At 66.3% G+C, this 25550-nt stretch carries 25 protein-coding genes; 16 read left to right on the top strand and 9 right to left on the bottom strand.

Features of this window, described 5'->3' with window-relative positions; translation table 11 throughout:
* The first annotated feature begins 6 nt into the window (after positions 1-6).
* Positions 7-2127, top strand: coding sequence for a GAF domain-containing protein (locus NP511_RS10360; protein WP_049965247.1), 2121 nt, complete (start codon positions 7-9; stop codon positions 2125-2127).
* Positions 2128-2136: 9 nt separating this feature from the next.
* Here NP511_RS10360 and NP511_RS10355 read toward each other — a convergent pair whose 3' ends face one another.
* Positions 2137-3129: a replication factor C small subunit gene (locus NP511_RS10355; RefSeq protein WP_006648477.1), complete on the bottom strand. Its 993-nt coding sequence runs from the start codon at positions 3127-3129 to the stop codon at positions 2137-2139.
* Positions 3130-3259: 130 nt separating this feature from the next.
* Between NP511_RS10355 and NP511_RS10350 the strand changes: the two genes are divergently transcribed.
* The 4 genes from NP511_RS10350 (at position 3260) to NP511_RS10335 (ending at position 5562) form a co-directional block, all read left to right on the top strand.
* Complete coding sequence (locus NP511_RS10350) at positions 3260-4357, top strand: bactofilin family protein (protein WP_049965248.1); 1098 nt, start codon at positions 3260-3262, stop codon at positions 4355-4357.
* An 84-nt stretch (positions 4358-4441) separates the two neighbouring features.
* Complete coding sequence (samp2, locus tag NP511_RS10345) at positions 4442-4708, top strand: ubiquitin-like small modifier protein SAMP2 (RefSeq protein ID WP_049965249.1); 267 nt, start codon at positions 4442-4444, stop codon at positions 4706-4708.
* Positions 4709-4710: 2 nt separating this feature from the next.
* Positions 4711-5133 carry a GNAT family N-acetyltransferase gene (locus NP511_RS10340; RefSeq protein WP_049965250.1) on the top strand — a complete coding sequence of 141 codons (423 nt, stop codon included), beginning with the start codon at positions 4711-4713 and terminating at the stop codon, positions 5131-5133.
* A gap of 60 nt (positions 5134-5193) precedes the next feature.
* A complete protein-coding gene (locus NP511_RS10335; protein WP_006648473.1) occupies positions 5194-5562 on the top strand; it encodes a hypothetical protein in 369 nt (122 codons plus the stop codon).
* A 41-nt stretch (positions 5563-5603) separates the two neighbouring features.
* Here the strand turns inward: NP511_RS10335 and NP511_RS10330 are convergent, their stop codons facing one another.
* The 3 genes from NP511_RS10330 to NP511_RS10320 form a co-directional block, all read right to left on the bottom strand.
* Positions 5604-6950 (bottom strand): tryptophanase, encoded by a 1347-nt coding sequence (locus NP511_RS10330; RefSeq protein WP_049965251.1) that lies wholly within the window; start codon positions 6948-6950, stop codon positions 5604-5606.
* 153 nt (positions 6951-7103) lie between these two features.
* Positions 7104-7730 (bottom strand): hypothetical protein, encoded by a 627-nt coding sequence (locus NP511_RS10325; RefSeq protein WP_049965252.1) that lies wholly within the window; start codon positions 7728-7730, stop codon positions 7104-7106.
* Between the two features lie 144 nt (positions 7731-7874).
* Positions 7875-9053, bottom strand: a complete 1179-nt coding sequence (locus tag NP511_RS10320) for an aspartate kinase (RefSeq protein WP_049965253.1) — start codon at positions 9051-9053, stop codon at positions 7875-7877.
* 206 nt (positions 9054-9259) lie between these two features.
* Here NP511_RS10320 and NP511_RS10315 point away from each other — a divergent pair, with 206 nt between their 5' ends.
* Complete coding sequence (locus tag NP511_RS10315; RefSeq protein WP_015298622.1) at positions 9260-9697, top strand: hypothetical protein; 438 nt, start codon at positions 9260-9262, stop codon at positions 9695-9697.
* Positions 9698-9929: 232 nt separating this feature from the next.
* Positions 9930-10118, top strand: a complete 189-nt coding sequence (locus NP511_RS10310; protein WP_136396885.1) for a hypothetical protein — start codon at positions 9930-9932, stop codon at positions 10116-10118.
* A gap of 29 nt (positions 10119-10147) precedes the next feature.
* Here NP511_RS10310 and NP511_RS10305 read toward each other — a convergent pair whose 3' ends face one another.
* On the bottom strand, positions 10148-11707 hold the full coding sequence (locus NP511_RS10305) for a DNA-directed DNA polymerase II small subunit (RefSeq protein ID WP_049965254.1): 1560 nt from the start codon (positions 11705-11707) through the stop codon (positions 10148-10150).
* A 178-nt stretch (positions 11708-11885) separates the two neighbouring features.
* Here NP511_RS10305 and NP511_RS10300 point away from each other — a divergent pair, with 178 nt between their 5' ends.
* Positions 11886-12761, top strand: a complete 876-nt coding sequence (locus tag NP511_RS10300) for a S26 family signal peptidase (protein ID WP_049965255.1) — start codon at positions 11886-11888, stop codon at positions 12759-12761.
* A gap of 92 nt (positions 12762-12853) precedes the next feature.
* Complete coding sequence (locus tag NP511_RS10295) at positions 12854-13813, top strand: S24/S26 family peptidase (RefSeq protein ID WP_006648467.1); 960 nt, start codon at positions 12854-12856, stop codon at positions 13811-13813.
* Positions 13814-13900: 87 nt separating this feature from the next.
* On the opposite strand, the gene NP511_RS10290 is transcribed toward NP511_RS10295, so the two are convergent.
* Positions 13901-15661 carry a Cdc6/Cdc18 family protein gene (locus NP511_RS10290; protein ID WP_049965256.1) on the bottom strand — a complete coding sequence of 587 codons (1761 nt, stop codon included), beginning with the start codon at positions 15659-15661 and terminating at the stop codon, positions 13901-13903.
* A gap of 1247 nt (positions 15662-16908) precedes the next feature.
* Here NP511_RS10290 and NP511_RS10285 point away from each other — a divergent pair.
* The 5 genes from NP511_RS10285 to NP511_RS10270 all read left to right on the top strand — a co-directional run bounded on the left by NP511_RS10285 (position 16909) and on the right by NP511_RS10270 (position 20084).
* On the top strand, positions 16909-17547 hold the full coding sequence (locus tag NP511_RS10285; protein WP_006648465.1) for an Era-like GTP-binding protein: 639 nt from the start codon (positions 16909-16911) through the stop codon (positions 17545-17547).
* Between the two features lie 6 nt (positions 17548-17553).
* Positions 17554-17955: a DUF2073 domain-containing protein gene (locus NP511_RS10280; RefSeq protein ID WP_006183099.1), complete on the top strand. Its 402-nt coding sequence runs from the start codon at positions 17554-17556 to the stop codon at positions 17953-17955.
* Complete coding sequence (locus tag NP511_RS10275) at positions 17955-18959, top strand: OapC/ArvC family zinc-ribbon domain-containing protein (RefSeq protein ID WP_049965257.1); 1005 nt, start codon at positions 17955-17957, stop codon at positions 18957-18959. The genes NP511_RS10280 and NP511_RS10275 overlap by 1 nt, the downstream gene beginning before the upstream one ends.
* A gap of 253 nt (positions 18960-19212) precedes the next feature.
* The gene (locus NP511_RS22970; protein WP_015299283.1) at positions 19213-19302 is read left to right on the top strand and encodes a hypothetical protein; all 90 of its coding nucleotides are present in this window, start codon (positions 19213-19215) and stop codon (positions 19300-19302) included.
* Positions 19302-20084, top strand: coding sequence for a DUF7089 family protein (locus NP511_RS10270; protein WP_049965258.1), 783 nt, complete (start codon positions 19302-19304; stop codon positions 20082-20084). The genes NP511_RS22970 and NP511_RS10270 overlap by 1 nt, the downstream gene beginning before the upstream one ends.
* Before the next feature lie 128 nt (positions 20085-20212).
* Here NP511_RS10270 and NP511_RS10265 read toward each other — a convergent pair whose 3' ends face one another.
* Positions 20213-20791, bottom strand: coding sequence for a DUF7090 family protein (locus tag NP511_RS10265; RefSeq protein WP_006648462.1), 579 nt, complete (start codon positions 20789-20791; stop codon positions 20213-20215).
* A 349-nt stretch (positions 20792-21140) separates the two neighbouring features.
* Between NP511_RS10265 and NP511_RS10260 the strand changes: the two genes are divergently transcribed.
* Positions 21141-21821: a class I SAM-dependent methyltransferase gene (locus tag NP511_RS10260; protein WP_006648461.1), complete on the top strand. Its 681-nt coding sequence runs from the start codon at positions 21141-21143 to the stop codon at positions 21819-21821.
* A 204-nt stretch (positions 21822-22025) separates the two neighbouring features.
* On the opposite strand, the gene NP511_RS10255 is transcribed toward NP511_RS10260, so the two are convergent.
* Both NP511_RS10255 and NP511_RS10250 read right to left on the bottom strand, forming a co-directional pair.
* Positions 22026-22601 carry a DUF1684 domain-containing protein gene (locus NP511_RS10255; RefSeq protein ID WP_049965259.1) on the bottom strand — a complete coding sequence of 192 codons (576 nt, stop codon included), beginning with the start codon at positions 22599-22601 and terminating at the stop codon, positions 22026-22028.
* 144 nt (positions 22602-22745) lie between these two features.
* Positions 22746-22982 carry a DUF7127 family protein gene (locus tag NP511_RS10250; RefSeq protein WP_049965260.1) on the bottom strand — a complete coding sequence of 79 codons (237 nt, stop codon included), beginning with the start codon at positions 22980-22982 and terminating at the stop codon, positions 22746-22748.
* 183 nt (positions 22983-23165) lie between these two features.
* Between NP511_RS10250 and NP511_RS10245 the strand changes: the two genes are divergently transcribed.
* Positions 23166-25538, top strand: a complete 2373-nt coding sequence (locus NP511_RS10245; protein ID WP_049965261.1) for an ATP-dependent DNA helicase — start codon at positions 23166-23168, stop codon at positions 25536-25538.
* The last annotated feature ends 12 nt before the right edge of the window (positions 25539-25550 follow it).

The raw sequence follows: 25550 nt of genomic DNA, 5'->3' as shown, positions 1-25550 counted from the left end.
ACAGACGTGAGCCGCGACGGCACACCCCCTTCGGCGACCTCGAGACCCCGAACGGTTCTCTACGTGGCCGACACCGAACGGGCCGCCAGCGACGGTGCCGCCGCGCTCGAGGCCGTCGAGTCGGGGCCGACGCGGTCGGTCCACGCCGTGACGACGGTCGAGCGGGTCCGCAACTGGGCGGCCGAAGCCGACTGCGTCGTCTTCGCCGAGACGCCGACGACGGCGGCGGGAGCGACGCTGCTCGAGGTCGTCGACGCCTGCGGGGAAACGCCGCTGGTCCTCTTTACCGAGTCGTCGTACGCGCCGACGGCCGCCCGATCGACCGACGGGATCGACGGCTACGTTCGCCGGGACACCGACGACGCCGTTTCGCACCTCGCCGACGAGATCGAGTGGGTCTGTGCGGGGGCCGGGACCGTGGCCGACGGGCCGGAACGAGAGTCCGAGTCCGAACCCGCTGCGATCGCGCTGGCCGGCGACCGGGCGCCGTCGACCGACCGGGCGGCCGAGCGGCTGCTCGAGGCGGTCCCCGAGCTGGCCGCCTGTCGCGACCGCGACCGGCTCTTCGAGCTGGTCGTCGAGACGGTCGCAGACGCCCTCGAGCGGGATCGCTGCTGGCTGTCGACGGTCAACTTCGGGACGTTCGAGCCACGGGTGACGACATCGGCGATCGGGACCGACGAGCTATCGCCGCTTCCCCGCGAGGGACCGCTCGAGGGCATCCTGCAGTCCGGCGAGGCGCTTCGGATCGACGACCTCGCCGCCGACGATCGGCTGGCCGCCCCGCTCGCGGACGCGGCGTCGCTGTGTTGTGTCCCCGTCGGCGACGTCGGCCTGCTCTGTGTCGCCGCCGCCGAACCTGACGCGTTTGACGAGGCCGACTGCGAGGTCCTCTCGGCGTGGTGTCAGGCCGCCGGCGCGGTCCGCGAGCGGATCGACGACGAAACGGGTCGCCGACGCGAGCGGGACCGCCTCGAGAACCAGCGGGATCGATTCCGGAGCGAACGGGATCGACTCGCCGAGGAACGCGACCGACTCGAAGACGAACGCGATCGCTTCCGGGCGCTGTTCGCGAACGTCCCGGAGCCGACGATCCGCTATGAGACCGAGGACGGCCGGCCGGTCGTCCGCGACGTTAACGACGCGTTCCGCGAGGTGTTCGACGTCGATCCCGAGTCGATTACGGGGACGCCGGTCGGCGAAGACGCCGTCCCGCCGGGACTCGAACACCGACAGACCGCACTGGCGGACGCGCTCCGGTCGGGCGAGCGTCGCCAGCTCGTCAGCCGCCGGGAGTCGGTCGAGGGAGTCCGGGAGTTCCTGCTGACGCTGGTCCCCGTCGAACCCGACCCGGAGCGCGACGATCACAACCCCGAGGGGCTGATCGTCTACAGCGACGTCACCGCGGCCAACCGGACCGAGCGGGAACTGGCCGCCGCGCGGGCGCGCCTCGAGACGATCACGGACCTGGTCGACGACGGCGTTCGAACGCCGCTGAACGTCGCCCGGGGCTATCTCGAACTCGCGGCCGAGACCGGCGACCCTGACCACTTCGCGGAGGTCGACGAGGCACAGGAACTGCTGCGGGAACGGATCGACGAACTGGCCGCGATCGCCCGCGAGGACGACGTCCTCGTCGAGACCGAACCCGTCGCGGTCCACGACGTCGCCCGGCGGGCCTGGGTCGCCGTCGACACCGGCGACGCGCGGCTCGTGACGCAGGCGCCAAACGACCGCGTCCTCGAGGCGGACAAGGCGCGGCTCCGGGAGCTGTTCGAACACGTGCTGGCGGCCGTTATCGACGAGACGGCCGAGAGCGAGGGCGGCACGGACGGTGGCGGCGGGCGCGACGACGGCACCAGTGAGACGCCACCGGTCGTCACCGTCGGCGCGACCGACGACGGGTTCTACGTCGCCCGGCGGGCCAGTGAGGACGCCGACGAGGGAAGTCCGGCGACGGAGCCCGTACCCGGCCAGTTGGCCGCCGCCGACGGCACCGGGTACGGGCTCGGCACCGTCGAACGGATCGCCGACGCCCACGGCTGGGACGTCGGCGTCGCCGAGGACGGCGACCGCATCGCTTTCGCTTTCCGGGGCGTCGACTCGGCCGACGACGGACCTGCGTAGAAAAGCGCGTTAGGGCTCGTTCTCGAGGGCCAGCGACGCCAGCATCGCCTCGAGTTGCAGGCGTTCGTTCGCCCCTTCCGTGATCCGGTAGTCGACCTCGCCGAGTCGCTCGAGCAGGCGCACGGTCGCCCGCTCGGGGACGTCGAACTCCCACGCGGAACGGTGCAGTTGGTCGATCACGTCGCCGCCGGCCAGCCCGCGCTCGGTCAGGAGGTCCTCGAGGGCGGCGCGGGCAGCGGTGAAATCGCCGTCGATGGCGTGTTCGACCATCGCCTCGACCTCCTCGGGGCGGGCGGTAGCGGTGATCGCGAAGACCGTCTCCTCGTCGACGGTCTCGCCCATTACGGCGGCGGCCTGCAGCCCGTTGATCGCCTTCCGCATGTCGCCGTCGGCCGCGAAGACCAGCGCGTCGACCCCGTCGTCGGTGACGTCGATCCCCTCGTTCGCGGCGATCTCACGAACCTGTGCCTCGATGGCGTCTTCCGTGAGTTCGGTAAACCGGAAGACGGCACACCGCGACTGAATGGGGTCGATGATCTGACTCGAGTAGTTACACGAGAGGATAAAACGGGTGTTGTTCGAGAACTGCTCCATCGTCCGCCGGAGCGCGGACTGGGCGTCGGAGGTCAGCGCGTCGGCCTCGTCGAGGAAGATGATTCGATGCGAGTAACCGCCGAACGAAGAACGTGCGAAGTCCTTGATGCGGTCGCGGACGACGTCGATCCCGCGCTGATCGGAGGCGTTCAGTTCGAGGAAGTTCTCCCGCCAGTCGTCGTCGTAGACCTCGCGGGCGATGGCCTGTGCGGCCGTGGTCTTTCCCGTACCCGCAGGACCGGCGAAAAGAAGATGGGGGAGGTCGTCCTGCTCGACGTAGTTCTCGAGTCGCGGGACGATATCCGTGTGGCCCTTGATATCGGCGAGCAGTTCCGGCCGGTACTTCTCGATCCAGACCTCCGTCTTCCCGGGGGTGGGCTCCGCCGCCTCGGCGTCGGCCTCGCTCATACCGGTCGAAGGTGCGGACGCAAGATAAATCGCCCGAAGGGAGTTCTCGCATCTCGAGCCGACAACGGAACCGGCATGGTTATTAATACCTCATAACACGTTTTTCTATTTGCTCGTGGTCGGGAGGCGTATGCAGGGAGAGCGCTACGGTTCACGGCTCCTCGTCGCGATGCTAGTCACAATCGTGATCATCGGCATCGGTCCGCTGACGGTCGCCGCCCAGTCGAACGGCCAGACCGGCGGCACCGTCGTCGTCGAGGAGGACGAAACGGTCGACAGCCTCGAGGCGTTCGGGGGCAGCGTCGTCGTTCGGGGAACCGTCACCGGCGACGTCAGTGCCGTGGGCGGTGACGTCCGGATCGAACGCACCGGCGAGGTCGGCGGCGACCTCGAGGCCGCGGGCGGGAGCGTGACGATCGCTGGTACCGTCGATGGCGACGTCGATGCCGGCGCGGGGAGTCTGACGGTCACCGAAGACGGCACCGTCGGCGGGGCCCTCACGGCCGGCGTCGGGACCGCGACGATCGACGGCACGATCGAGGGCGACGCCGAGATCGGGGCCGATACCATCCGGCTGGGCGAGACGGCGTCGATCGCCGGGGATCTACGGTACGACGGCGACCTCGAGGGGAACACCGACGCGGTCGCGGGCGAGATCGAGGAGGATGCCTCGCTGGGGGTCGACGTCGCGCCGACGATCCAGCCGTTCGCGTCGTGGTTGTTCACGGCCTACGCCTTCGCCGTGAACCTGTTGCTGGGCGCGCTCTTGCTCGGGCTGTTCCCGCGGTTCTCCGACGGCGTGGCCGACCGCGTCGCAAGCAGTCCGCTCCGGTCGGGGCTGGTCGGGCTGGCCGCCTTCATCGGGATTCCCGTCCTCCTGTTCGCGCTCGCGATCAGCATCGTCGGCCTCCCACTGGCGTTCGTCGGCGGCTTCGCGTTCGCCCTGCTGCTCTGGGTCGGAGTCATCTACGGTCGCTTTGCCATCGCCGCCTGGGTCCTGTCGCTGGTCGGGCTCGGGAACCGCTGGCTCGCCCTCGTCGTCGGGCTGGTCGCCGGCGCCCTCCTCTCGCGGCTGCCGGTTCCGATCGTCGGCGAGGCCATCGGGCTGGTCGTCCTCCTGCTGGGGCTCGGCGGGCTCGTTCGGGGTCTCGTCGGCGGCTGGCGGACCGCGCGGAACCGCGATCGCGAGCGGTCGGCTCCCGGATCCGACGAGCCGACCGCGGACTGAGACGGCCGACGAGGCGGACCCCGATCCCGCCCCCGCACCGACCGCGAGCGACGCGCTCAAGAGCGCCCCGTTGCAAGTGGGAGTATGCACGTCACCGTCGACGTCAAGGGAGGGGACACCTACGAGTTCGATCTCGAGGCGGTCGCGGGAGCCGACGCCGACGCTGACGCCGCCGACGGGGCCGACGGGCGCGACACCGACCCGCCGACCTACGCCGATCTCCTCCGCGAGATCGACCTGAGTCCCCACGAGGTGAGCGTCCTCATCGACGGCCGTCCGGTGCCCGAGGATCGACCGGTCGAGAGCGAGCAGGTGACCGTGCTGCGGCTCATCAAGGGCGGCAGCCGGTAGAGATGTTCGTCCGTCCCGCGACCCCCGAGGAGTCCCTCGACGTGCGGCGGATCCTCGACGCCGCCATGCTCGAGCCCGGCGACGTCGAAGCCCGGATCGAAAACGGCGACGTCCTCGTGGCGGGCGACCGGCGCGAGGGGAGCGCCGACGGAACGGCTGGAACCGACCGGATCCTCGGCACCGTCGTCCTCGAGCCCCTCCCGGACGAGCGGGGTGCCCACGTCGCGTCGATCGGCGTTCGCCGTCGCCATCGTGATCGGGGGCTCGGGTCGGCCCTGATCGATCGCGCCTTGGAGCGCGAGCGCCGGCTCACGGCCCGATTCGACGACAGCGTCCGACTGTTCTACGAGCGACTGGGGTTTACGATCGAGGCGATCGACGACCGGCGACACCGCGGCGTCGCGGTGCAGGGAGACGACGATTGACCGAGACCCGTCGCCTGCCGGCCCAGCTTTATCCCGACGGAACGTGGTAGCCACCGTCGCATGGCGCTCCAACGGCTGCTCAGCGGTGATCCGTCGAAGAGTTCGAAGGTCTATCTGGCGATCGGTGCGCTCTCGCTGGCGAAAGCGATCGCCGTCCGCAACGACCGGGAGCGGTTCCGACGCGAGCTACGCGACGCCGGCCTGTTCCTCGGCGTCGGGCTGGCGCTGCGCCGGTTCGGCAAGATGCGGGCCCAGAAGCGCCGGGAACTCGAGTCACAGGTCCCCGACTGGGCGATCGAGTTGGCGACCTCCGAGCCGGCAAAGCAGGGCGTGCGAAACGTCGCGAAACAGCGTCTCGGGCGTGTGTCGGAACCGCAAGCGGAACCGAGCCTGAAGGACCGAGCCCAGCGCGTCCTCTCGAGTCGCTGATTGCCCAGTACAGCGACCGTCTCGAGCGATCGGTCGCGTTCTCACGACGGGATCGGCTCGAGGCTGGCAGTGAAGTGACGCAGTTCGCGGTTTTCGGGCTCGGACGTGATCTCGAGTCCGTCGACCGCTTCGCGCTTCTCGAGGACGGTCGCGGCGGTCTCGGCGACGTGTTCGAAGTGTTCCGCGTGGTACGTACGGCGCGGGACAGCGAGGCGGACCAGTTCCGGTCGGTCGGTGTCGGGGAACGCGAAACTCCCGAGTTCGACCCCGCGGACGCCGCCCTCGCGATACAGTTCACAGACCAGGGCCTGACCGGGGAACTCGTCGTCGGAGAGGTGGGGAAGCGCCGCACCGGCGTCGAGGTAGACGGCGTGACCGCCGGGCGGCGTGTAGATCGGGACGCCCGCGTCCTCGAGCAGATCCGCGAACGCGCGGACGCCGTCGAGGCGGTCGTCGACGTAGGCCGCTTCGACGGCCTCGCGAAGGCCGGTAGCCATCGCGGCGAGGTCCCGTCCGGACATCCCGCCGTACGTGGGAAAGCCCTCGTAGAGGATCGCGCGCTGCTTGCACCGCTCGAACAGCGCCTCGTTGTCGGTCGCGACGAAGCCGCCCGCGTTGGCGAGCCCGTCTTTCTTGCCGCTCATGACGATCGCGTCGGCGTAGCCGAGTTGCTCGCGGGCGATCTCGTCGATGTCGGCGCCGGCGAACTCGTCCTCGCGGCGGCGAACGAAGCCGGCGTTCTCGGCGAACCGGCAGGCGTCGACGACGAACGTCGCGCCGATCTCGTCGGCGAACGCCCGCACCCGACGGGTGTTCTCGACGGAGACCGGCTGGCCCGCCGTCGAGTTGTTCGTGATCGTCAGAATCACCAACGGTACGCGCTCAGCGCCCACTTCGTCGACGACCGAGCGGGCCCGCTCGAGCGAGAAGTTGCCCTTGAACGGCTCGTCAGACGTGAGGTCGTGGGCTCCTTCGACGGGACAGTCGACCGGGTCGGCCCCCTGATTCGCGACGTGGGCCCGCGTCGTATCGAAGTGCGTGTTGTTGAGCGCGACGTCGCCCTCCTCGAGAAGGGCGCCGTAGAGGACGTTCTCCGCGCCGCGGCCCTGGTGGGTCGGGACGACGCACTCGAATCCCATCACGTCTCGAACGGCGGACTCGAGGTCGTCGAAGCTCCGCGACCCCGCGTAGGACTCGTCGCCACGCAACAGTGCGGCCCACTGGGCGTCACTCATCGCACCGGTGCCGCTGTCGGTCAGGAGATCGACGAAGACGTCCTCGGCATCGAGATCGAAGACGTTGTAGCCGGCCTCGGCGAGCGCTCGTTCGCGACGGTCTCGAGAGGGGAGTCGGATCCGTTCGACGACTTTCGACTTGTAGGCGACCATACGGCAACGAGGACGGCGCGCGTGTTCAGTCTAGTTGCGGCTCCGTGTCCATCGATGGCGCGAACCGTCCGTTGCAGGATGGATCGGCTCATCGACGGCCGAAACGGGCGGCCTGCGGTCGAACGCGGCTGCCGAACGCCTCGTCGACCGCAGTCAACGGGCACCGGTGTCGCCGAACGCGTCGTTCCCGACCCGCGTCGGCGTCGGTTCGGGACCGACGAGTTCCAGATCGGTTCCGGCCCGGACGGTGAGCGCGGAATTCGAGTCGCCATCGTCCCCGCCCGCATCGCCGGTCTCGGTCGTCTCGGCTCGCCGGCTCGAGGCCGTGGCACCGCCACTCGAGGCGGCGTCGGAGCTGTTGTCGGTATCGGCCGACGCGTCCTCGCTCGACCCGGTCGCCGTGACGGCGCTGAGTTCGGTCGCCGTCGCGTCGATCACGTCGCCGTCGTCACGGACGACGACGTCCGGATCGCCGACGAATTCGAACGCGAGGGCAGCGGCGGGACCGGCCACCCCGTCGGCCGCGTCGCTCCGATCGGGCGGGTCCGGGTCAGCCGCTGAGTCCGCGTCCGCCGGCGTGACGGTCTGGAGGTCGGCGAAGAGTTCGGCCGCCGTCGTGTCGTCGACGGCAGCGTCGTCGGGGATCGGGTCGTGAGCGCCGTCACCCTCGAGGTCCGCCGGCGAGTCGACGCCGAACTCGGCGAGGACCGCGTCTGGATCTGGCTCGACGTCGGGGAACACTTCAGTCGGGGTCGAATCCGGGCTCATGACTCGCCCCATTCGGCACCGCCCCTTCGTTACGGCGTCGCTACCGTTGTTTCGGTAGTGATAGTCACGTACTAAAATTCGTCTCGATCGGACGACGGTCACGATCTGGAATCGATCGAGCGGCGTCGGAGCGGAGCCGACGCCGGAAACCGGTGCCTAGAACAGGTCCTGGGTCAACTCGAGGGTCTGCTCCCGGTCCTCCCAGTCGACGAACAGCGCGACGCTGGTCGCGCTGGTGATGATGTCGTTGAGGTGGATCCGGGCCTCGGACAGCGGGTTGACGATCTCGCTGATGATGCCGGGCTGGTTGGGGAGTTCGCCGCCGGTGACGCGGACGACCGCGACCGGCGAGTCGACGGTGACACTCGAGAGTTCGTCGCGGGCGATGACCTCGCGGTGAAGGATGTTCTCGGCGCGTTCGGCCTCCTCCTCGTCGATGTAGAAGGTGATGGTGTCCATCCCGCTGGCGACGGCGTCGACGTTGACGTCGCTTTCGGCAAGCGCCTCCGAGAGGTGGTTGAAGATGCCGGGCTGGTTCCGGATCGCCCGGCCGGCGACGGTGAGACAGGCCAGCGGCCGCTCGCGCAGGTCGACGAGGTTCTTGAACTCGCCCTCGATGCTCGTCCCGCCCGACAGCAAGTCACCGTGCTGGTAGTGGACGACGCGGACGTCTAGCTTGCCGTCCTTGTAGGAGAGCGCGGAGGGGGCGACGACCTCGGCCCCGCGAAACGAGAGGTTCCGGAGTTCGTCGACCGAAATCTCGCCGACGTTGCGAGCCCCTTCGACGACGTGGGGGTCGCCGGTCATGACGCCCTCGACGTCGGTCACGATGACGACCTCGTCGGCGTCCATGTACTTGCCCATCATGACGGCGGTGGTGTCGCTACCGCCCCGACCCAGCGTCGTGATCGAGCCGTCCGGCCCCTCCGCGAGGAACCCGGTGATGACCGGAACCGTGCCGTCGAGGTCGGCGGCGACCTCCTGGGCGCGTTTCTGGGTCTCCTCGACGTTGACCTCGCCGTACTCGTCGGTGACGACGGGCCAGCGATCGCTGCCGGGCTCCAGGAAGACGGCGTCGATGCCCCGGGAGGTGAGCGCGGCCTTGAGCATCCGAACCGACGTGCGCTCGCCCATGCTGACGATCTGGGCGCGGTCTTGCTCGTCGGTCTCGAAGGTGATCTCCTCGAGCAGTTCGTCGGTGGTCGACCCCATCGCACTGGCGACGACGGCGATCTCGTGGCCGTCCTCGACGGCGGCGGCGATCGAGTCCGCGGCGCGGTTGATCCGGTCGCCGCTGCCGAGACTCGTGCCGCCGAACTTGGCTACGACGCGCATGCTGACACCTCGCTGACCGTATGCGTGACGGTGGTGTGACTCATACTCGGACCGTTACCAAGGCGTGCAGATAACTGTGTCCCATCGACCGTGTTTTTGCCCCGGTCGTTCGGCCCGCAACGGCCCGAAACTGACAGTAACGATACCAGTCAGGGAAGACACTCGCGACCGGGATTTATTGTCGTGCGTAGCATTACCACATGCCGATGAACGTACGGGACGCTCTCGAGGCCGACGCCGACGCGCTCGCGTCGATCGCCGACTCCCCGACCGACGTGATGCGGAATCTCGTCCACGACCGGACGGTGCGCGTCGCGGAAGACGGGAATCACGATCCCAACGCCGACGTCTCGGGATCGCAATACGACGGCTCCGATCCGGAGGACCTCCTCGGGTTCATTAGCTTCGACGCGCGCGAAGATACTGTTCACGTTACCCAGCTCGACGGGACGGACGAAGCCTGCAAACGGCTGCTGGCCGAACCGGTCCGGTTCGCCGAACGCGAGTCGATGGCCGTCGAAGTGCTGGCCGCTCGCGACGCCGATCCGATCGAGACCGCCGCCGAGGACCTCGGCTTCGAGCGCCGGGGCCGCGGCCCGCGGTTCAACGGCTCCCCGACGGTCCGGTTTCGACTCGAGCCCTAGGTTCGACCCCGGTCGGTAGCGACCGCCTCAGCCGACGGTCGACTCGCGTACGGCGACGAGAGCGTTTTCGCTGGGACTTGATTTACTCGACCCCACCGTGATCCCAACTCGAGGTGATGTTCGGAACGGCGATGCACCGGTACGGGTGAGTGGATCACGAATGACCTACGCAACAAAAATGAGGGGGACCAAAGGAAGTTTTTAACCAGTGTGACGCTACACATGTAGATTCATGGACGCTTCCGACCTCGTTCAAGTATTACTCCTCTGGTACGTTGTGCGAATCGCTCTCGATATGACTCACCTCTCAGGGACAATGGGAGCAGTCTCCGACGTGGTCGGACTCGCACTCTTCTTTTTCCTCCCGCTCTATATTGCCAAAGGAGTTGTAGAAGTGATTGGAGATGCATCTAACGTGTGACTTCGGACGCCACATCGAGTGACACGGAGCTAACTGAACTTCTGGACGGTCACGTCGAGCGTGTCTAGATCGACGATCGGCGCGAAGCCGGCGTCGGGATCGATGTTGACGCTCTTCTGGAAGTCCGTCTGGGCCTGCCAGCAGCCGGAGTTGATCGCCAGCACGTCGTGGTACTTGCCGAAGCCGAGCTTGTGGACGTGACCGGTGTGAAAGATATCGGGCACCTCGTCGATGACGAGGTAGTCCTCCTCCTCGGGGGCGAGCCGCGTGTGGCCGCCGAACTGCGGCGCGACGTGGCGCTTCTTGAGGAGGTGGTACATCGCCTTGTGGGGGTCGTCGTAGCTGGCTTTCGACTCGGGCAGTTCCGCGATGACCTCGTCCAGACTGACGCCGTGGTACATCAGGACGGAGACGCCCTCGAGGGTCACCGTCGAGGGGTTGCTCACGATCCGGGGGTCGTGGGCGGACATGATCTCGCGCAGTTCCTCGTCGAAGCCGGGCTGGGGTTCGGCCAGTCGGACCGCATCGTGGTTGCCCGGGATCATGACGATCTCGATGTCGCCGGGGATCTTCTTGAGATGTTCGCTGAAGGCCTCGTACTGTTCGTAGATGTCGACGATGTCGAGTTCCTCGTCCTGATCGGGATAGACGCCGACGCCCTCGACCATGTCGCCGGCCAGCAGCAGGTACTCGACGTGTTCCGCTTCCGCGGTGTGAAGCCAGTCCGCGAAGGCGTTCCAGGCGTCGGCCATGAACTCCTGACTGCCGACGTGGACGTCGCTGATCAGCGCTGCCTGCACGTGACGGTCGGCCGTCGACGGCTCGTGGGTCCGAGGAACGTCGGGGAAATGCAGCGAGTCGACGAAGGCGATTCCCGAGTCGTCCGCCAAGGTCCCCTCCATCGCCAGCACCTCGTCACAGAGCAGTTCGTCGACCAGATCGACGTACTCCCGGTCCTTCATCACCAGCCACGGAAAGGTTCCCGTGGCGTCCTCGAGTTCGATCAGCCAGTGGCCGCTGGCAGTCGATCGGATATCGTTGACCAGTCCGACCATCGCGACCTCGCTGCCGCCCGGCATGTCCTGAATGGCGGTCGCCGGCCGGTGGTTGACCCGTCCCTTGAGCTTGCCGCCCAGCCGGTCGAGCCGGTCGCGAAAGACCGAGACGAAGTCCTCGTACTCGCCCGTCCCGGTACTCTGGCCGGTCATGTCGCCGACGATCTCGAGAGCGCGTTTCGCGGGATCGACGGAGCGATCGGCGGGCGGGGACCCCCCCGTTTCAACTGGAGTGACTCCGGCCGGTTCGTCGCCCGGGTCCGGGTCGGTTCCAGTTGAAACGGAGGGGGTCGAATCGCCGTCGGGAACGGCGGTCGGCTCGGCACGAGCGGCGTCGGGGGCGTCCGCCGAGAGCGCCGCCTCGACGTGTTCGGTCCGGACGACTAAGGCGTCCTCGGGGACCGCCTCGAGGACGCGTTCGAGGGCCGCACCGGGATCCGAGGCCCCGGCAAGCCGCGTCACGGCCTCGCGTTCGGCGTTGTAGCCGCGGCTCGTGAGTTCGCCGACGATCCGCGCGGGGGCCTCGAGTGGCACAGCCGTCACATTCGCGAGCGGAACAAAAAGGGTAGCGAATGCCGGGTCCGCCGGCAACCGGCGACCGATCGGGCTGCTCCGTCGCCGGGACGGGATCGTCCGAAGCCGGACGAGCGATCGGTCGACCGACCGGCCGCCGCCGGAAGGTTCATGCGCGACTCGACGCAACTGCTCGTCAATGGACGGGCCCGACGCCGGCGAGAGCGACCGCGGCCGATCGGGGCCACCCGACGATCCGCCGACCGCCGACGTGTCCGATTCGGCGGCCGAGCGGGACGGGGCCGACGACCGACTCGCGTCTCGACCCCGCCCGGGCGAAGGCGTCACGATCGACGACGGGATCGTCCGCTGGTTCCTCGAGGCCGACGACCGAGCGGCAGCCGTGGGTCGGGATATCGCTGCGAGCCTCGCGATCGTCGGCGTCGTCGGCCTCCTGCTGTTTGCCGTCGCCGGTACCTGGCCGCCGCTGGTCGCCGTCGAGAGCGGCAGTATGGAACCCCACCTCGAGCGGGGAGATCTCGTGATCGTCGTCGACGAGGGGCGATTCGCCGGCGACGGTGCTGTCGACGGAACCGGCATCGTCACGCGCGAGCGCGGACTGGAGACGGGCCACGAGACGCTCGGCGATGCGGGCGACGTCGTCGTTTTCAGACCGAACGGCGACCCGCACCAGACCCCGACGATCCACCGGGTCGCGTTTCGGGTCGAGAAAGGGGAACGCTGGATCGAGACGAAGGCCGACCCGGCGTTCGTCAACGGCGCGACCTGTACCGAGATCCCGTCGTGTCCGGCACCCTACGACGGGTTCATCACGAAAGGCGACGCCAACCCAGCATACGATCAGATCCCGCGGTCCGGGGCGGACACGACCGTCGTCAAACCCGAGTGGGTCCGGAGCAAAGCGATGGTTCGGCTCCCGTGGCTCGGCGAGATCCGGCTGGCGGTGGATTCCGCCCGTTCGCTTTTGGGCGTGGGTCCGGCGGGCGTCGCAGTCGTCGCAGGACTGGTCGCGATCGCGCTGTTTGCCGCGGCTGCCGACGGCCGCGATCCGTAGGACGTTTCGTGCCGGGCACTACGATCCGTCGCGGCGATTGGCAGTCGCGACGAACGGAAAGTTGATTGGCGGCCCCGGCAAAACGGGGCACGATGAGCGGTTCTGATTCCGGGGATCCCCCCGGCGATTCCGGCGACGATCGCGAGCGGTCGGCGGCGAGTCCCGGCCGCGACTCGCCGGATGACAACGCCGAGAGTTCACAGCAGCGCGGTGACCGCGAACACGCCAGTGGCGACGGCGTCACGATCGAGGACGACGGCATCGTCCGCTGGTTCCTCGAGACCGACGACGAGAACGTCGTGTTGGTTCGCGACGTCGCGAGCAGCGTTGCTCTCGTTGCCGTCGTCGGCCTCCTGTTGTTCGCGGTCAGCGGACTCTGGCCACCGTTGGTCGCCGTCGAAAGTCCGAGCATGGAACCGAACATGCACAGGGGCGACCTGATCTTCATCGTCGAGGACGGGCGGTTCACCGGCGACGGGGCCGTCGGCGACACCGGCATCGTCACGATGCAGCGGGGCGAGGAAACCGGCTACTCGGAGTTCGGGAATCCCGGCGACGTGATCGTCTTCCGGCCGAACGGCGTGACCGAAACAACGCCGATAATCCATCGCGCCCACTTCTGGGTCGAGAAGAACGAGAGGTGGGTGGAAACGAAGGCTAGCGAGGAGTTCGTCAACGGCGCGACCTGCGAAGAGATCGCGTCCTGTCCCGCTCCCTATGCCGGGTTCATTACGAAAGGCGACAACAACCCCGGCTACGATCAGTTGCCGGGGTCGGGTGCCAGAACGACCGTCGTCAAACCCGAGTGGGTGACCGGCAAGGCCATGTACCGGATCCCGTGGCTTGGCCACGTTCGACTGACCGTCGACAGCTTCCTGGGCGGCATGGTCGTCCCCGGCTCGCCTGCGGGTTCGGCCGCTCCCGCGACGACCGCGTCGGCTGCTGGCTCCGGAGCGTCAGGGACAGGACTCGGTGGGGCAGTCGCCGGCGCGACCGGTATCGCCGGACTCGCCGGCGGTGCCGTCCTCGCTGCCGGTCGCTACCGGTCCTGACTCGCAGTTCCGTTCTTGGAGCGTCACCCGTCGGTACTGGCAGCGAAACGAATCGGCGACGAAAAGACCATCGGAGACCGGCGGAACTCAGTTCTCGAACCGAGCCTGTACGAACGGCTGGACGTCGTCGATATCGGAAAGCCGTGAATCGGAAAGGAGGACGGCCTCCGTCTCCTCGAGCGGGACCGAGAGGCTGATCTCCTTGGTTCGGCCGTACCGGCCCTTGGAGACGACGACGGCGTTGACGATCCCGAGCATATCGAGTTCGCTGATGAGGTCGGTCACCCGGCGTTGGGTCAGTACGTCGGCGTCGATCTCCTCACAGAGGCGCTTATAGATGTTGAACACCTCGCCCGTGTTGATGCTGTGGACGCCGTTTTTCTCGAGTAGGATGATCGCGAAGAGGACGAGTTTGCTCTGGGTGGGGAGAGTGCGAACGACCTCGACGACCCGATCGAGTTCGATCTTGTCCTGAGCCTGTCGGACGTGTTCCTCGACGATCGTCTCCGACTGGGAGCGCTCGGCGAGTTCGCCGGCGGTCCGCAGCAGGTCCAGCGCACGCCGTGCGTCCCCGTGTTCCTGTGCGGCGAAGGCCGCACACAGCGGGATCACGTCGCCTGAAAGCGCGCCCCCCTTGAACGCGACTTCGGAGCGATGTTCGAGGATGTCCCGCAGTTGATTGGCGTCGTAGGGCGGGAAGACGATCTCCTCTTCCCCCAGCGAGGACTTCACGCGGGGATCGAGGAAGTCGGTAAACTTCAGGTCGTTCGAGATGCCGATGATCGAGACCCGCGAGTTCTCGAGTTCGGAGTTCATCCGCGAGAGATTGTACAGCGTGTCGTCACCGCTTTTCTCGACGAGTTTGTCGATCTCGTCTAACATGATGACGACGACCCGTTCGTCGTAGTCGACGGCATCGAAGAAGACGCTGTAGACCCGGTCGGTCGGCCAGCCGGTCATCGGTACCTCTTCGAAGGAGTCCTTGTCGTCTCGTAACCCCGCGATCCGGGCTTCGATCTCGTCCCGGTCGTCGAACGGCGTCGATGCGAGCGGGTGGTCGGGCGTCGGATCACCGGCCCCATCTCCGGACGCCTCGGTCCCGTCGGCAACGTTCTCGAGTGCCGCCGGTTCGGTTTCGGACGATGAATCTGTTCGGTCACCGGACCCCCCTTTTTCGAGTGGAGAATCACCGGACTGCGGTCCGATGTCAGTTCCAGTCGAAGTTTCGGCGTCGCCGTCAACCTCGTCCTCGGAGACGAAATCGAACGGGTCCGAGGCCGTCCCGTCCGCCGGCTCGTCGCTCGAGGCATCGACGTCGATAGCGCGGTCGTACGCCTCGAGATCGTCCAGCAGGGACTGGAGTTCGTCGATCCGCTCGTCGATTCGAGCCTCGTTTTTCTCGATGAACTTGTTCGCGAGCTGTGCGAGGACCCGGTACTGGGTGTCGGTGACCTCGCAGTTGATGTACTCGACGTCACAGGGGACCGAGTACTTCTGTGATGTACTCTCGAGTTCCTTGCTGACGAACTTCGCGCTCGCGGTCTTGCCGGTCCCGGTTTTCCCGTAGATGAGAATGTTCGAGGGGGTCTCCCCGCGGAGCGCGGCGACCAGAATCGTCGCCATCTTGTTGATCTGATCGCTCCGATGGGGGAGTTCGTGTGGGGTATAGGACGGTCGCAGGACCTCCTTGTTCTCGAAGATCGGTTCGCCGCTCAACAGATCATCGAACAGGCCCTGATTCGACTCTTCGTCGCCGAGATCCGCGTTCTCGAAGTTTCCCGAGAACCCGTTCGCTCCGTCGACCTCGACCTCGTCCGAACCCGTGATCTCTGAATCGTCGTCTGACATCGGTCGTACACGAACCCCCTGGTTTCGGGTGGAGTACCGAGCCGGCAACCGGGAAGAGCCTCGTACGATGGCTTCCTTCAGTGGATTCGCGATCCCGGTTACACGATTCGGGTCCAGTTGATGCAAACGAAACAGAGGAAAACCACGCTAATAAATTTGTCCCTTCCCCGTCCGGATCGAGAAGCAGCCGCCGATCGATGGCTGTGACTCGGCCCTGCCAACGACGTCGCGTCCGCCGTTCGGTGGCCGAACGGAACCGATCGCCGCTGTTCACACGCTTGAGTCACGAGCGACACCGCCGTCCGAAAGGTGAGTTCGAACCCGGGATCGGGGGCAGGGGAGAGCATTGGGAACGGAATTTCGAGTCGACCGGCAGGGGGCTGGCTTCGACTGGAACGGACGGACGTACTGCGTGTGCGTTGGTATCTACATGTCGACGTACATGTCGACGATACATGTTGGGGTAGTAACCGAAGAGTGCGGCCGAGTTCTGTATCGGAAGTAGATGTGGGTCCGACTGACAGAGTCGGAAGAGAATGTGTGGTGTGCGATACCAATAGCCGATACCTCTCCCCCCCACCCCTTCGTTTCGGGTGGAACGCAGTCCAAGGGTGGGGTGGGGGGAGGGGGTCATTTTGGAGGGAAAGTTTTATTTAGATAGACTAGAAACAGTATCCGCAGAACTAGCAGACAACAGTATTTTGCTAGAGGGTTATTCGGTGTTGCTAGTACCTACTAGATCGACACCTCATAGCACCTCTAATTACTAGATTAGTCTTCGAGTTACTAGAACCGATCCCTCCGCCGCGTTCGGCCTCGAGACCCTCCCGAACGGCGGCTCGAGTGGAAGTCAAGGGAGAATCCGCACCGACTCCGTCTCTTGATCCACTCCCCCGTTCGTTGGTCTCCACTCGAAACGAAGGGGTGGGGGGCTCCGCTCCGTGATCCTACTAGGTGGTCCTTTATCACATACAGTTCGACACACCGTATCGGGCCACTCGTTACCAGAGACCAATGTTGCCCTTCGAAACACGGGTCTATGCTAACGGCTCGGAGAGGAACGCGTTCTCGAGTCCTACTGCCGTTTTCCCTCGATTATCAGTCACTTCTCGTCAGTTCTAGGTAAACCACTGTCCGTCCGACCGACAACTCCCGTTCATCGAATTGTCTACATGTCTGACGTAGGCTTAAGTGAGTTCAGTTTGTAGTACGCGCAACTGCACCCCGCGGTGCTGGAGGCCCCACAGATGGGACTGTTCACAGAACTCAAAGATAGTATCTCTCGGGCAACGGATCGCCTGTTTTCGGAACAGGAGCCCAAACGAATCGGTATCTACGGTCCGCCCAACGCTGGAAAGACGACGCTCGCGAACCGCATCGCGCGTGACTGGACCGGTGACGCGGTCGGCGCGGAGAGTCACGTCCCGCACGAGACGCGACGCGCACGCCGGAAAGAAAACGTCGAGATCGAACGCGACGGCAAGACGGTGACCATCGATATCGTCGACACGCCCGGCGTGACGACGAAGGTCGACTACGAGGAGTTCACCGACGATATGGACGAGGAAGACGCCATCCGTCGCTCCCGGGAAGCGACCGAAGGCGTCGCCGAGGCGATGCACTGGCTGCGCGAGGACGTCGACGGCGTCATCTACGTCTTAGACAGCGCCGAGGATCCGATCACACAGGTCAACACGATGCTGATCGGCATCATCGAATCGCGCGATCTCCCCGTTCTCATCTTCGCGAACAAGACCGACCTCGACGACTCGAGCGTCAAACGGATCGAAGACGCGTTCCCCCAACACAAGACCGTCCCTCTGTCGGCCAAAGAGGGGGACAACATGGACGAAGTCTACGACAACATCGCGGAGTACTTCGGGTGACCACCGATGCCAAAAGCAACTAACGCGGACGATGCCGATGCCCCCGACGGCGTCCAGATCGACCTGATCAGCGGCGAACGCATGGCCGGCATGGCGACGATGGAGAAGATCAGGATGATCCTCGACGGTGTCCACGACGGCAATATCGTCATCTTAGAGGAGGGGCTGACGCCCGACGAGGAAAGCCGGCTCATCGAGGTGACGATGGCCGAGATCAGTCCCGACGAGTTCAACGGGATCGAGATCGAGACCTATCCCAAATCCGAGACCCGCGACTCGTCGCTGTTGGGCCGAATCATGGGCAGCAACGAGACGGAAGCGAAACTGACGGTGATCGGCCCGGCCAACCAGATCGAGACGCTCCACAAGGACGAAACGCTCATCAGCGCGCTCGTGTCCCGCAACTAATGCCCCATCAGTGTACGAACTGTGGCCGGCAATTCGCCGACGGCTCGAAGGAGATGCTGTCGGGCTGTCCCGACTGCGGCGGGAACAAGTTCCAGTTCGCGCCGACCACGACGGCCGCAGCCGATTCGTCGGCCTCGACGGAGGCCGAAACCGACGGTTCAGGGGCAGTCGACGCCGGATCGTCACCGGACTCGAGCGACACCGAGTCCCCGGACGGCGTCGCGACTCGAGCCGCCGAAACCGTCCGGAACCTGATGTCCGCCGGCTCGGCCGACGACGCCGAATCGGACGGTGCCGACCACCGACGACCGGCGGATACGGAACCGACTGCGGACACGGAACCGACCGTGGACACGGAACCGACCGTGGACGACGGTTCCTGGCCCTCGGGCGGGGCCGCCGAGACGGACGGTTCGGAGCCGGCAACCGGCAACGATGCCGGTTCCGCAGGGGAATTCGACGAATGGCCGGAGACGGCTCGCCGACCCGCGGACCGCTCCGACCCGCCGGCGGATCGGACGGTTGACGACACCGACCGGCCCGATCGGTCGTCGGACGGCTCGAGCCGGCCGACAGAGGGCCCGACGACGACGTACGCCGACGACGAGAACACGGCACAGGCCGACGCCCGAAGCGAGGTCGTTCCCACGGACGAACTGCCGGCACACGAGGGTGACGAACCCCGACTCGAGACCGAGAGTGGCGACGAGTCCCATCCCGGCACCGATGCCACGGGCGACTCCTCGCCCGTGACCGACGCCGCCGACGCGCCACCGGACCACGGACGGGTCGTTCAGGAGCCGAGCGGCCAGCGCCCGTCGATCGAGGAACTCCGGGCGGAACTCAACGAACAGTTCGAGAGCATCAAGATCGTCCGCCCGGGTCAGTACGAACTCAACCTGATGGAGCTGTACAACCGCGAGGAGTACATCATCTCGCTTCAGGAGGACGGCCGCTACGTGATCGACGTACCGGACTCGTGGCGAGACGCCGACGACGAGTGACACGGCCTCCGACACCCCTCCGTTTCGATTGTAATTCACCTGTCGTCTCCTTCGTGGCTCTCTCACACAGTGAAACCCGTTCCATTGGAAACGATGCCCACAATCCGGCTCTCCAACAGGTCGTACTGACGGCGATCCGACGACGGAGTCTCACGCAACTTCGGTGTGACCGTCGAATCCACTGTAGCCGCTCGAGGGCAGTCTCCGAACGAAGAAAGATGGATTTAAACGACGCGGCTACGACCCCTCGAACATGAGTACCGCAACCAAGGTCGTTCTCGCGACGGTCGGAGTATCGGCGCTCCTGTCGATCCTGCTCGTCTTCCAGACCGCACTCGCCTGATGTTCGAGGCCCGTGCGCTCTCGGCGGCGGTCGACGCCGTCCGCGAGAGCCACGCACCCGACGTCCGTGTCCTCGACTGCGAACGCGACTTCGAGACGTTGAACCCGGCACGCGCGGAGGATCTCGGGTTGGTCGTCGACTCGCTCGAGCCCGCGAGCTACCCGGCAGCGTGGCTGCCCGAGGACGCACCGACACTGCTCGCTCGCTACGCGAGTTCGGAGCTGACGATCGGGATGCCGGGCGACGGCAGCGTCGCCTGGACCCGCCAGACCGAGCCTCCGATCGTGCTGGTCAAACCGCGCGTCGAGGGCTCGCCCGACGCCTTCATCGACTTCCTGATCGCCGAGGCGCTGGTCCAACTCGATCTCGGCGTTCCGGAACACTTCATCGGCTTCTTCGAGGACTCCTATCCCGCCCTCGATCGGGCGGTCGAACTGGACCCGAACGGCACCTATCAGGTCGCCGCGGCGCTGTACGACGGCTGGGTCGGACTGCAGACCCGGGAAGTATTCGCCGAGTGGCACGACGACCACCCCGGCCTCGCCGACGCTTGGCAGGACGCGGGGACCCGCCTCGAGGATCGTGTTTCGGACCTGCCGCGGGCGGTCGCACGCGGCGACACCGACTTCGCCGACGCGACGGAACTGGCGTGTGCGGCGATCAAGCACGCGATCGAGTTGCCGGCACCCTTCGCCGCGCTCGACACCGAGGCCTACCTCGATCACGGCCCCGAGTACGCCATCCAGTGGGCCGAGACGACCTTCGAGTCGCTCGAGAACTAGTTCGTTTGGCGTCGGCTGTCGGCAACTAGACGCCTGCACTCGATCGTCCAAACGAGTCATGACACAGCACGCGCCACGCTGCGACGCTTTTCTGTGACCGGGAACCCGAACTCACCGCTGATCGCCGCTCAGAAGTCGGCGTCGATGCTGCCGTCCTCGTCGAGGTCGATTACGCCGTCGAACCGGTCGCGGAATCGGTCGACCAGTTCCTCGTCGTGGGGGTCCTTGGCGAGGTGGAACAGTCCGACCGCGTCGTACTCGGCGAGCAACTCGAGGATCCGGTCGACGGCCTCGAGGGCCTGCTCGTCGCCGGCGTAGTAGGCGAGTTCGGTGACGGAGTCGATACTGATGCGGCGTTTGCCGTCGTGTTCCGCGAGGAAGCCGTCGATGTGATCGACGATGCCGTCGACGTCGTCGGGGGCAGCGACGTAGTGGACGGTATCGGAGGAGCGCCGGGAGTAGCCGCGTTCGATGCTCAGCGTGTCTAGGATCTCGGCCCGTTCCTCGTCGACATCGTAGTACTCGAGTTTCTGTCTGACTTCGCGGGCGGTGGTTCGGGTGGAGACGACGAGGAAGTTGTCGGTATCGGTCTTGAAGAAGTCGGTGTCGATACGGTCGGTCTCGCCGGTACTCGGATGCAACAGGAGTACCCCGGTGCCGCCCGGTATGGTTGCCGGTGTCCCGTCTATCTCGAGCGTATACTCCATACTGGCCGCAACAACTCCGGGAACTCCCTTAAGCGTGCGGATGTCTCTCCCGGGGAAGTCGGAAGCGGTGGAAGGGTCTGAAAAACTGGCGAGGGGTGGGACAGTGCGACTCACCGAACGTCGAGACGAAATCCGGATGCCCACGGATTTCGATCCGACGACCCTTCGCCCACTACTTTTTAGGCCAGCCTAAAGAGTCTGTCGGTGGTTCTCGTGGCAGTGAGAACGATCGCCGATACCGGTGATCGTCGTCCCATCGATACCCCTGCGCTACTGCTGTCCCATTCCATCGGGGTTGCTTCCGTCTCGATGCGAACGCGTTTAGGGTCGCGGCGCGACGCTTGTGGATATGAGCGTTCGCGAGGAGTTCGACGACTGGGCGGCCAGCGGTCGGGATAGAGGCATGGAAGAACGACACTGGCACACCGCAAAACACGCGCTCGCACGGATGCCGATCGAGTCCGGCGACACCGTCCTCGATCTCGGCTGCGGGAGCGGCTACGCCGGCCGCGCCCTGCGGGACACGAAGGACGCAGGGCGGGTCTACGGCCTCGACGGCTCGCCGGAAATGGCACACAACGCGGCCGGTTACACGGACGAGTCGGCCGTTGGCTACCTCGTCGGGGACTTCGACGAGTTGCCTTTCGCCGACGACTCGATCGATCACATCTGGAGCATGGAGGCGTTCTACTACGCCGCCGACCCCCACCACACCCTCGAGGAGATCGCCCGGGTTCTCCGGCCCGGCGGTACCTTCTACTGTGCGGTCAACTACTACGAGGAGAACGTCCACTCCCACGAGTGGCAGGAGTTCATCGCCATCGAGATGACCCGGTGGGACCGCCACCAGTACCGCGACGCCTTCCGGGAGGCGGGCTTGCACGTCGCCGAACAGGACAACATTCCCGACCGCGAGATCACGATTCCGCCCGCGGCCGAGTTCCCGACCGAGGACTGGGAGACCCGCGAGGCGATGGTCGAACGCTACCGCGAGTTCGGGACCCTCTTGACCGTCGGCGTCGCACCCTGATTCCCCGCATTCGGCCGCCCGCCACACAAGAATCGCGTTCTGCCGCCCGCGATCGATCCGGAGTCGTGGGTCGAAACCCCCCGGTTTCCACTCGAGGTTCGTAACCCCCTTCGAGGGGCCGTCACACGGCCGCTGACTCGAGTCGAAACGGTCCCGTCCGATCGGTGACAATCATCGGCTCGTGACTGTGGCGTTTCGCCGTCGTTATTCGTGGCGTTCGCCGGCCGGGATCGCGACCTCGAGCCAGTTCTCCTCGGGCGGGAGCGGACAGTCGAACGTATCGCTGTAGGCGCAGAACGGCGAGTACGCGAGGTTGAAGTCGACGACGATCTCGTCGCCGTCCGCGAGGTCCCGATCGGGCTCGAGTTCCATGTAGCGGCCGCCGTCGTAGCTCTGCTGCCCCGTCGTCTTGTCCCGGAAGGGAACGAACAGCGGCTGTTCGTTCGGGCTCTCCTGCTCGTAGGCCGCGAGTTCGAACGTCCCGTCCTCGAGGTCCTCGTCCTCTCGATCCAGTTCGAACTCGAGGGTCGCGACCCGCAGGTAGCGCATCTCTCGGCCCGCCGTGGTGTCCATCAGCACGACCTCGGGGTCGTCGTGGACCGTCGCGGTCGCGGTCACGCGGTAGGCCGGATCCGGCTCGAAGTAGTCCAGTCCCGCGAAGTCCTCGCGCTCTTCGGGCGGGATCGGCGACTGCGGATGATCGGCGAAAAAGTCGTCTTTCTCGGCGCGCTTGGACTCGAGTTCCGTGCGCCAGCGGTCGACGTCGATGGAATCGCTCATAGCCGACGTAGTCGACCGAGTGGGGAAGGCGTTGCGCTTCGGCTCGCGGGGTCGCTGCGGGGCGCGTTCGATCGGCGCGTCGAAAACGGCGCGTAAGCGGGCCCTCGCTGTGACCGGTCGGCCGCTCTCCGACAGTCCGGCTCGTTACTCGTCGATCGTGAGGACGCCGTTCCGGGCCGAGACGGCGGTCGCTTCCGGCGGGAGTTCGAACTCGAACTGCTCGCCGTCCGCGACGATGATCGCGGTCGACCCGACGACGTCGACCGAGATGTCTGCGGCCGAGGTGCCGAAATCGACCGCGATGGTGCTACCGTCATCGTATTCGAACGTGCGAACGACGACGTCTCGGTCGACGTTCTCGAGAGAGTGGGGAACCTTCACATACGGTCGTAGGTACTGAGCTAAGTAAAGGCTCACGCTGGCAGCAATCGGGCGAGTCGATCGCGGAGGGTTCGGTGGCCGTCATCGCGTTCCGATCCGCTGCTCGACCCGACGTTTATCACTGATCGGGCGGCGACTCCAGTCCGTCAACGCTATGGACGACCGACCATGAGTACTGGCAGAATGACGGACTGGCGGACGGTGTTCGGCCACGACGAGCCCTACGAGCCGCAGGTCGACGGTATCGAGACGGCCATCGACACCGGACGGGAGGGCGGTTACACCGTTATCGAAGGGGCCTGTGGCACCGGGAAGACGATGATCGCGCTCACTGCCGGGATCGATCTGGTGCGCGATCCCGACACCGACTACGAGCGCGTGTTCGTCCTCACGAGCGTCAAACAGCAACTCCGCCAGTTCGAAGCGGACCTCGAGACGATCAACGAGAACCTGCCGGCCGACTGGAACCCCGTGTCGGGACTGACACTCGTCGGGAAGGCCGACGTCTGCCCGTACAACCGGGAGAAGACGGCGGGGTTCGACGACGGCAACGTCTACGACCGCTGTGAAACCCTGCGGGACCGCACCCGCGATCTCACCGGCGAGGGCGGCGACACGACCGCGAAGAACCTGGCCGCCCGCGCCCGCAGCCAGCAGATCGGGCTGGCCGACAGCGGGACCCGATCGAAAAACACCTTCCTCGAGACCGCCGGGGAGCCGACGCCGTACCCGCCCGACCTGCCGGAGTACGGCGAGGGCGGGCCGGTCGGGGCCGAGACGGAGTACTGCCCGTTCTACGCGCAGTATCTCGAGGATCTACCCGACGACGAGGAGGGATCGGCCGCCGAAGCGATCCCCTACGACTTCACCGACGCCGGGATGGTCACGCCCGAGGACCTCGTGGCCCGATCGGTGACACACGGCACCTGCCCCCACTCCGTGATGGGGGCCGCCCTCGGCGAGGCCGAGGTCGTCATCGGCAACTACTACCACGCCTTCGATCCCCGCACCGTCGGCTCTTTCACCGGCGCGCTGCTCGACGACTCGACGTTCGTCGTCTGCGACGAGGCCCACATGTTAGAGCCCCGCGTCCGCGACCTGGTCAGCGAGGGCGTCGCCGACCGCACGCTTCGGGACGCCGAGACCGAACTCTCGCGGGTCATCCAGCCGGTTAAGTTCGAGCGCGAGGGCCGGCAGGCCGAGGGCGGCTCCAAGACCGCCGATGCCGACCTCGTCCGCGGCGAACTGAACGACAGCGACGTCTCGTTCGAGGAACTCAACCGCACCCTCGAGTTCGTCCAGGATCTCCGGGCCGAACTCGATCGGCGCGTGACTGCCTCCCTCGACCGCAACCACCGGGGCTGGCAGTCGAACCTGAACGACCTCGAGGACGCGGAACTTCCCCTTCGAGACCCCGCAGCGCCCGCCGAGGACGAACTGACCGAGTGGGCCCGCGAGGCGGGGTACGGCGACGCCGACTGGGTCCGCGCCGAGGCCGTCGGCGCGGTCGTCCAGCGGGTCTTAAACGAGGCTGAAGACGAGGACCGGACCCGCGCCGCGCCCGCCGTCGGGCGGGTCCTCGGCGAGTGGTACCGCCGCGGTCACACCGATTACTTCCGCGAGATCGAACTCGAGCGCACCTGGGACGACACCGAGCCGCCCGATTCGTGGCGACGGGCCTACAACGCTCGCCTCTCGCTTCACAACTGCGTCCCAAGCGACGCCATCGGCGACCGACTCGGGCACTTCGGCGGCGGCGTCCTGATGAGTGCCACCCTCGAGCCGATCGAGGCCTTCACCGAGGTGACGGGCCTGCAGTACCTCGCACGGGAGGAGGACCGACCGGTCGTCGAACGCCGGTACGGCCTGCACTTCCCCGCCGAGAACCGCGAAAGCTTCGCGGTCGCCGCGCCGAAGTACACCTACGACAACCGCGGCCGGCCGGGCGAGGAGAACCCGACCCGCCGCTCCTACGCGAACGCCGTCGCGACGGTCGCCCGGCTCCCCGGCAACGTCCTCGTCGGCATGCCCAGTTACGCTGAGGCCGAGTGGATCGCCGGCCGGCTCGAGAGCCGGGTCGACAAACCCGTCCTGCTCGACGTCGCCAGCGACGACGAGACCACCGAGTCGCTCAAAGACGAGTTCTTCGCGGGCGAGGGGAAGGTACTCGTCACGAGCCTGCGGGGCACGCTGACCGAGGGCGTCGACTACAGCGGCGACCGCCTCGCCGCCGCGGTCGTCTGTGGCGTGCCGATCGTCAACACCTCGAGCCCGCGAACGAAGGCCGTCCGGCGGGCTTACGACGACGAGTTCGGCGACGGCTTCACCTACGCCCTGACGATCCCCGCGGTCCGGAAGGCTCGACAGGCCATCGGTCGGGTCATCCGCAGCCCCGAAGATGTCGGCGTTCGCGTCCTGCTCGACGAACGGTACGCCCGCGACAGCTGGGACTCGGTCCGCCCGTATCTCCCCGACGACAACGAGTTCCAGCCGGTCAGTCCCGACATGCTCGACGTGGGTCTCGATCGGTTTCAGTCGCGGCTCTCCTCGCAGTAGTAGCCGGCGATA

It is taken from the genome of Natrinema thermotolerans (assembly GCF_031165565.1).
In the GTDB taxonomy this organism is placed as follows: domain Archaea; phylum Halobacteriota; class Halobacteria; order Halobacteriales; family Natrialbaceae; genus Natrinema; species Natrinema thermotolerans.
This window is presented reverse-complemented; position numbering and strand designations above follow the sequence as displayed.

What these genes read in the sequence shown, in the direction of transcription:
- NP511_RS22970 (WP_015299283.1), top strand. Translation starts at nt 19,213, where the DNA reads ATGAGTACCGCAACCAAGGTCGTTCTCGCGACGGTCGGAGTATCGGCG.
- NP511_RS10355 (WP_006648477.1), bottom strand. Translation starts at nt 3,129, where the DNA reads ATGAGCGAGGCCGACGCCGAGGCGGCGGAGCCCACCCCCGGGAAGACG.
- NP511_RS10335 (WP_006648473.1), top strand. Translation starts at nt 5,194, where the DNA reads ATGGCGCTCCAACGGCTGCTCAGCGGTGATCCGTCGAAGAGTTCGAAG.
- NP511_RS10330 (WP_049965251.1), bottom strand. Translation starts at nt 6,950, where the DNA reads ATGGTCGCCTACAAGTCGAAAGTCGTCGAACGGATCCGACTCCCCTCT.
- NP511_RS10320 (WP_049965253.1), bottom strand. Translation starts at nt 9,053, where the DNA reads ATGCGCGTCGTAGCCAAGTTCGGCGGCACGAGTCTCGGCAGCGGCGAC.
- NP511_RS10300 (WP_049965255.1), top strand. Translation starts at nt 11,886, where the DNA reads ATGGACGGGCCCGACGCCGGCGAGAGCGACCGCGGCCGATCGGGGCCA.
- NP511_RS10245 (WP_049965261.1), top strand. Translation starts at nt 23,166, where the DNA reads ATGACGGACTGGCGGACGGTGTTCGGCCACGACGAGCCCTACGAGCCG.
- samp2 (WP_049965249.1), top strand. Translation starts at nt 4,442, where the DNA reads ATGCACGTCACCGTCGACGTCAAGGGAGGGGACACCTACGAGTTCGAT.
- NP511_RS10325 (WP_049965252.1), bottom strand. Translation starts at nt 7,730, where the DNA reads ATGGGGCGAGTCATGAGCCCGGATTCGACCCCGACTGAAGTGTTCCCC.
- NP511_RS10315 (WP_015298622.1), top strand. Translation starts at nt 9,260, where the DNA reads ATGAACGTACGGGACGCTCTCGAGGCCGACGCCGACGCGCTCGCGTCG.
- NP511_RS10310 (WP_136396885.1), top strand. Translation starts at nt 9,930, where the DNA reads ATGGACGCTTCCGACCTCGTTCAAGTATTACTCCTCTGGTACGTTGTG.
- NP511_RS10255 (WP_049965259.1), bottom strand. Translation starts at nt 22,601, where the DNA reads ATGAGCGATTCCATCGACGTCGACCGCTGGCGCACGGAACTCGAGTCC.
- NP511_RS10350 (WP_049965248.1), top strand. Translation starts at nt 3,260, where the DNA reads ATGCAGGGAGAGCGCTACGGTTCACGGCTCCTCGTCGCGATGCTAGTC.
- NP511_RS10265 (WP_006648462.1), bottom strand. Translation starts at nt 20,791, where the DNA reads ATGGAGTATACGCTCGAGATAGACGGGACACCGGCAACCATACCGGGC.
- NP511_RS10290 (WP_049965256.1), bottom strand. Translation starts at nt 15,661, where the DNA reads ATGTCAGACGACGATTCAGAGATCACGGGTTCGGACGAGGTCGAGGTC.
- NP511_RS10280 (WP_006183099.1), top strand. Translation starts at nt 17,554, where the DNA reads ATGCCAAAAGCAACTAACGCGGACGATGCCGATGCCCCCGACGGCGTC.
- NP511_RS10260 (WP_006648461.1), top strand. Translation starts at nt 21,141, where the DNA reads ATGAGCGTTCGCGAGGAGTTCGACGACTGGGCGGCCAGCGGTCGGGAT.
- NP511_RS10275 (WP_049965257.1), top strand. Translation starts at nt 17,955, where the DNA reads ATGCCCCATCAGTGTACGAACTGTGGCCGGCAATTCGCCGACGGCTCG.
- NP511_RS10285 (WP_006648465.1), top strand. Translation starts at nt 16,909, where the DNA reads ATGGGACTGTTCACAGAACTCAAAGATAGTATCTCTCGGGCAACGGAT.
- NP511_RS10295 (WP_006648467.1), top strand. Translation starts at nt 12,854, where the DNA reads ATGAGCGGTTCTGATTCCGGGGATCCCCCCGGCGATTCCGGCGACGAT.
- NP511_RS10340 (WP_049965250.1), top strand. Translation starts at nt 4,711, where the DNA reads ATGTTCGTCCGTCCCGCGACCCCCGAGGAGTCCCTCGACGTGCGGCGG.
- NP511_RS10270 (WP_049965258.1), top strand. Translation starts at nt 19,302, where the DNA reads ATGTTCGAGGCCCGTGCGCTCTCGGCGGCGGTCGACGCCGTCCGCGAG.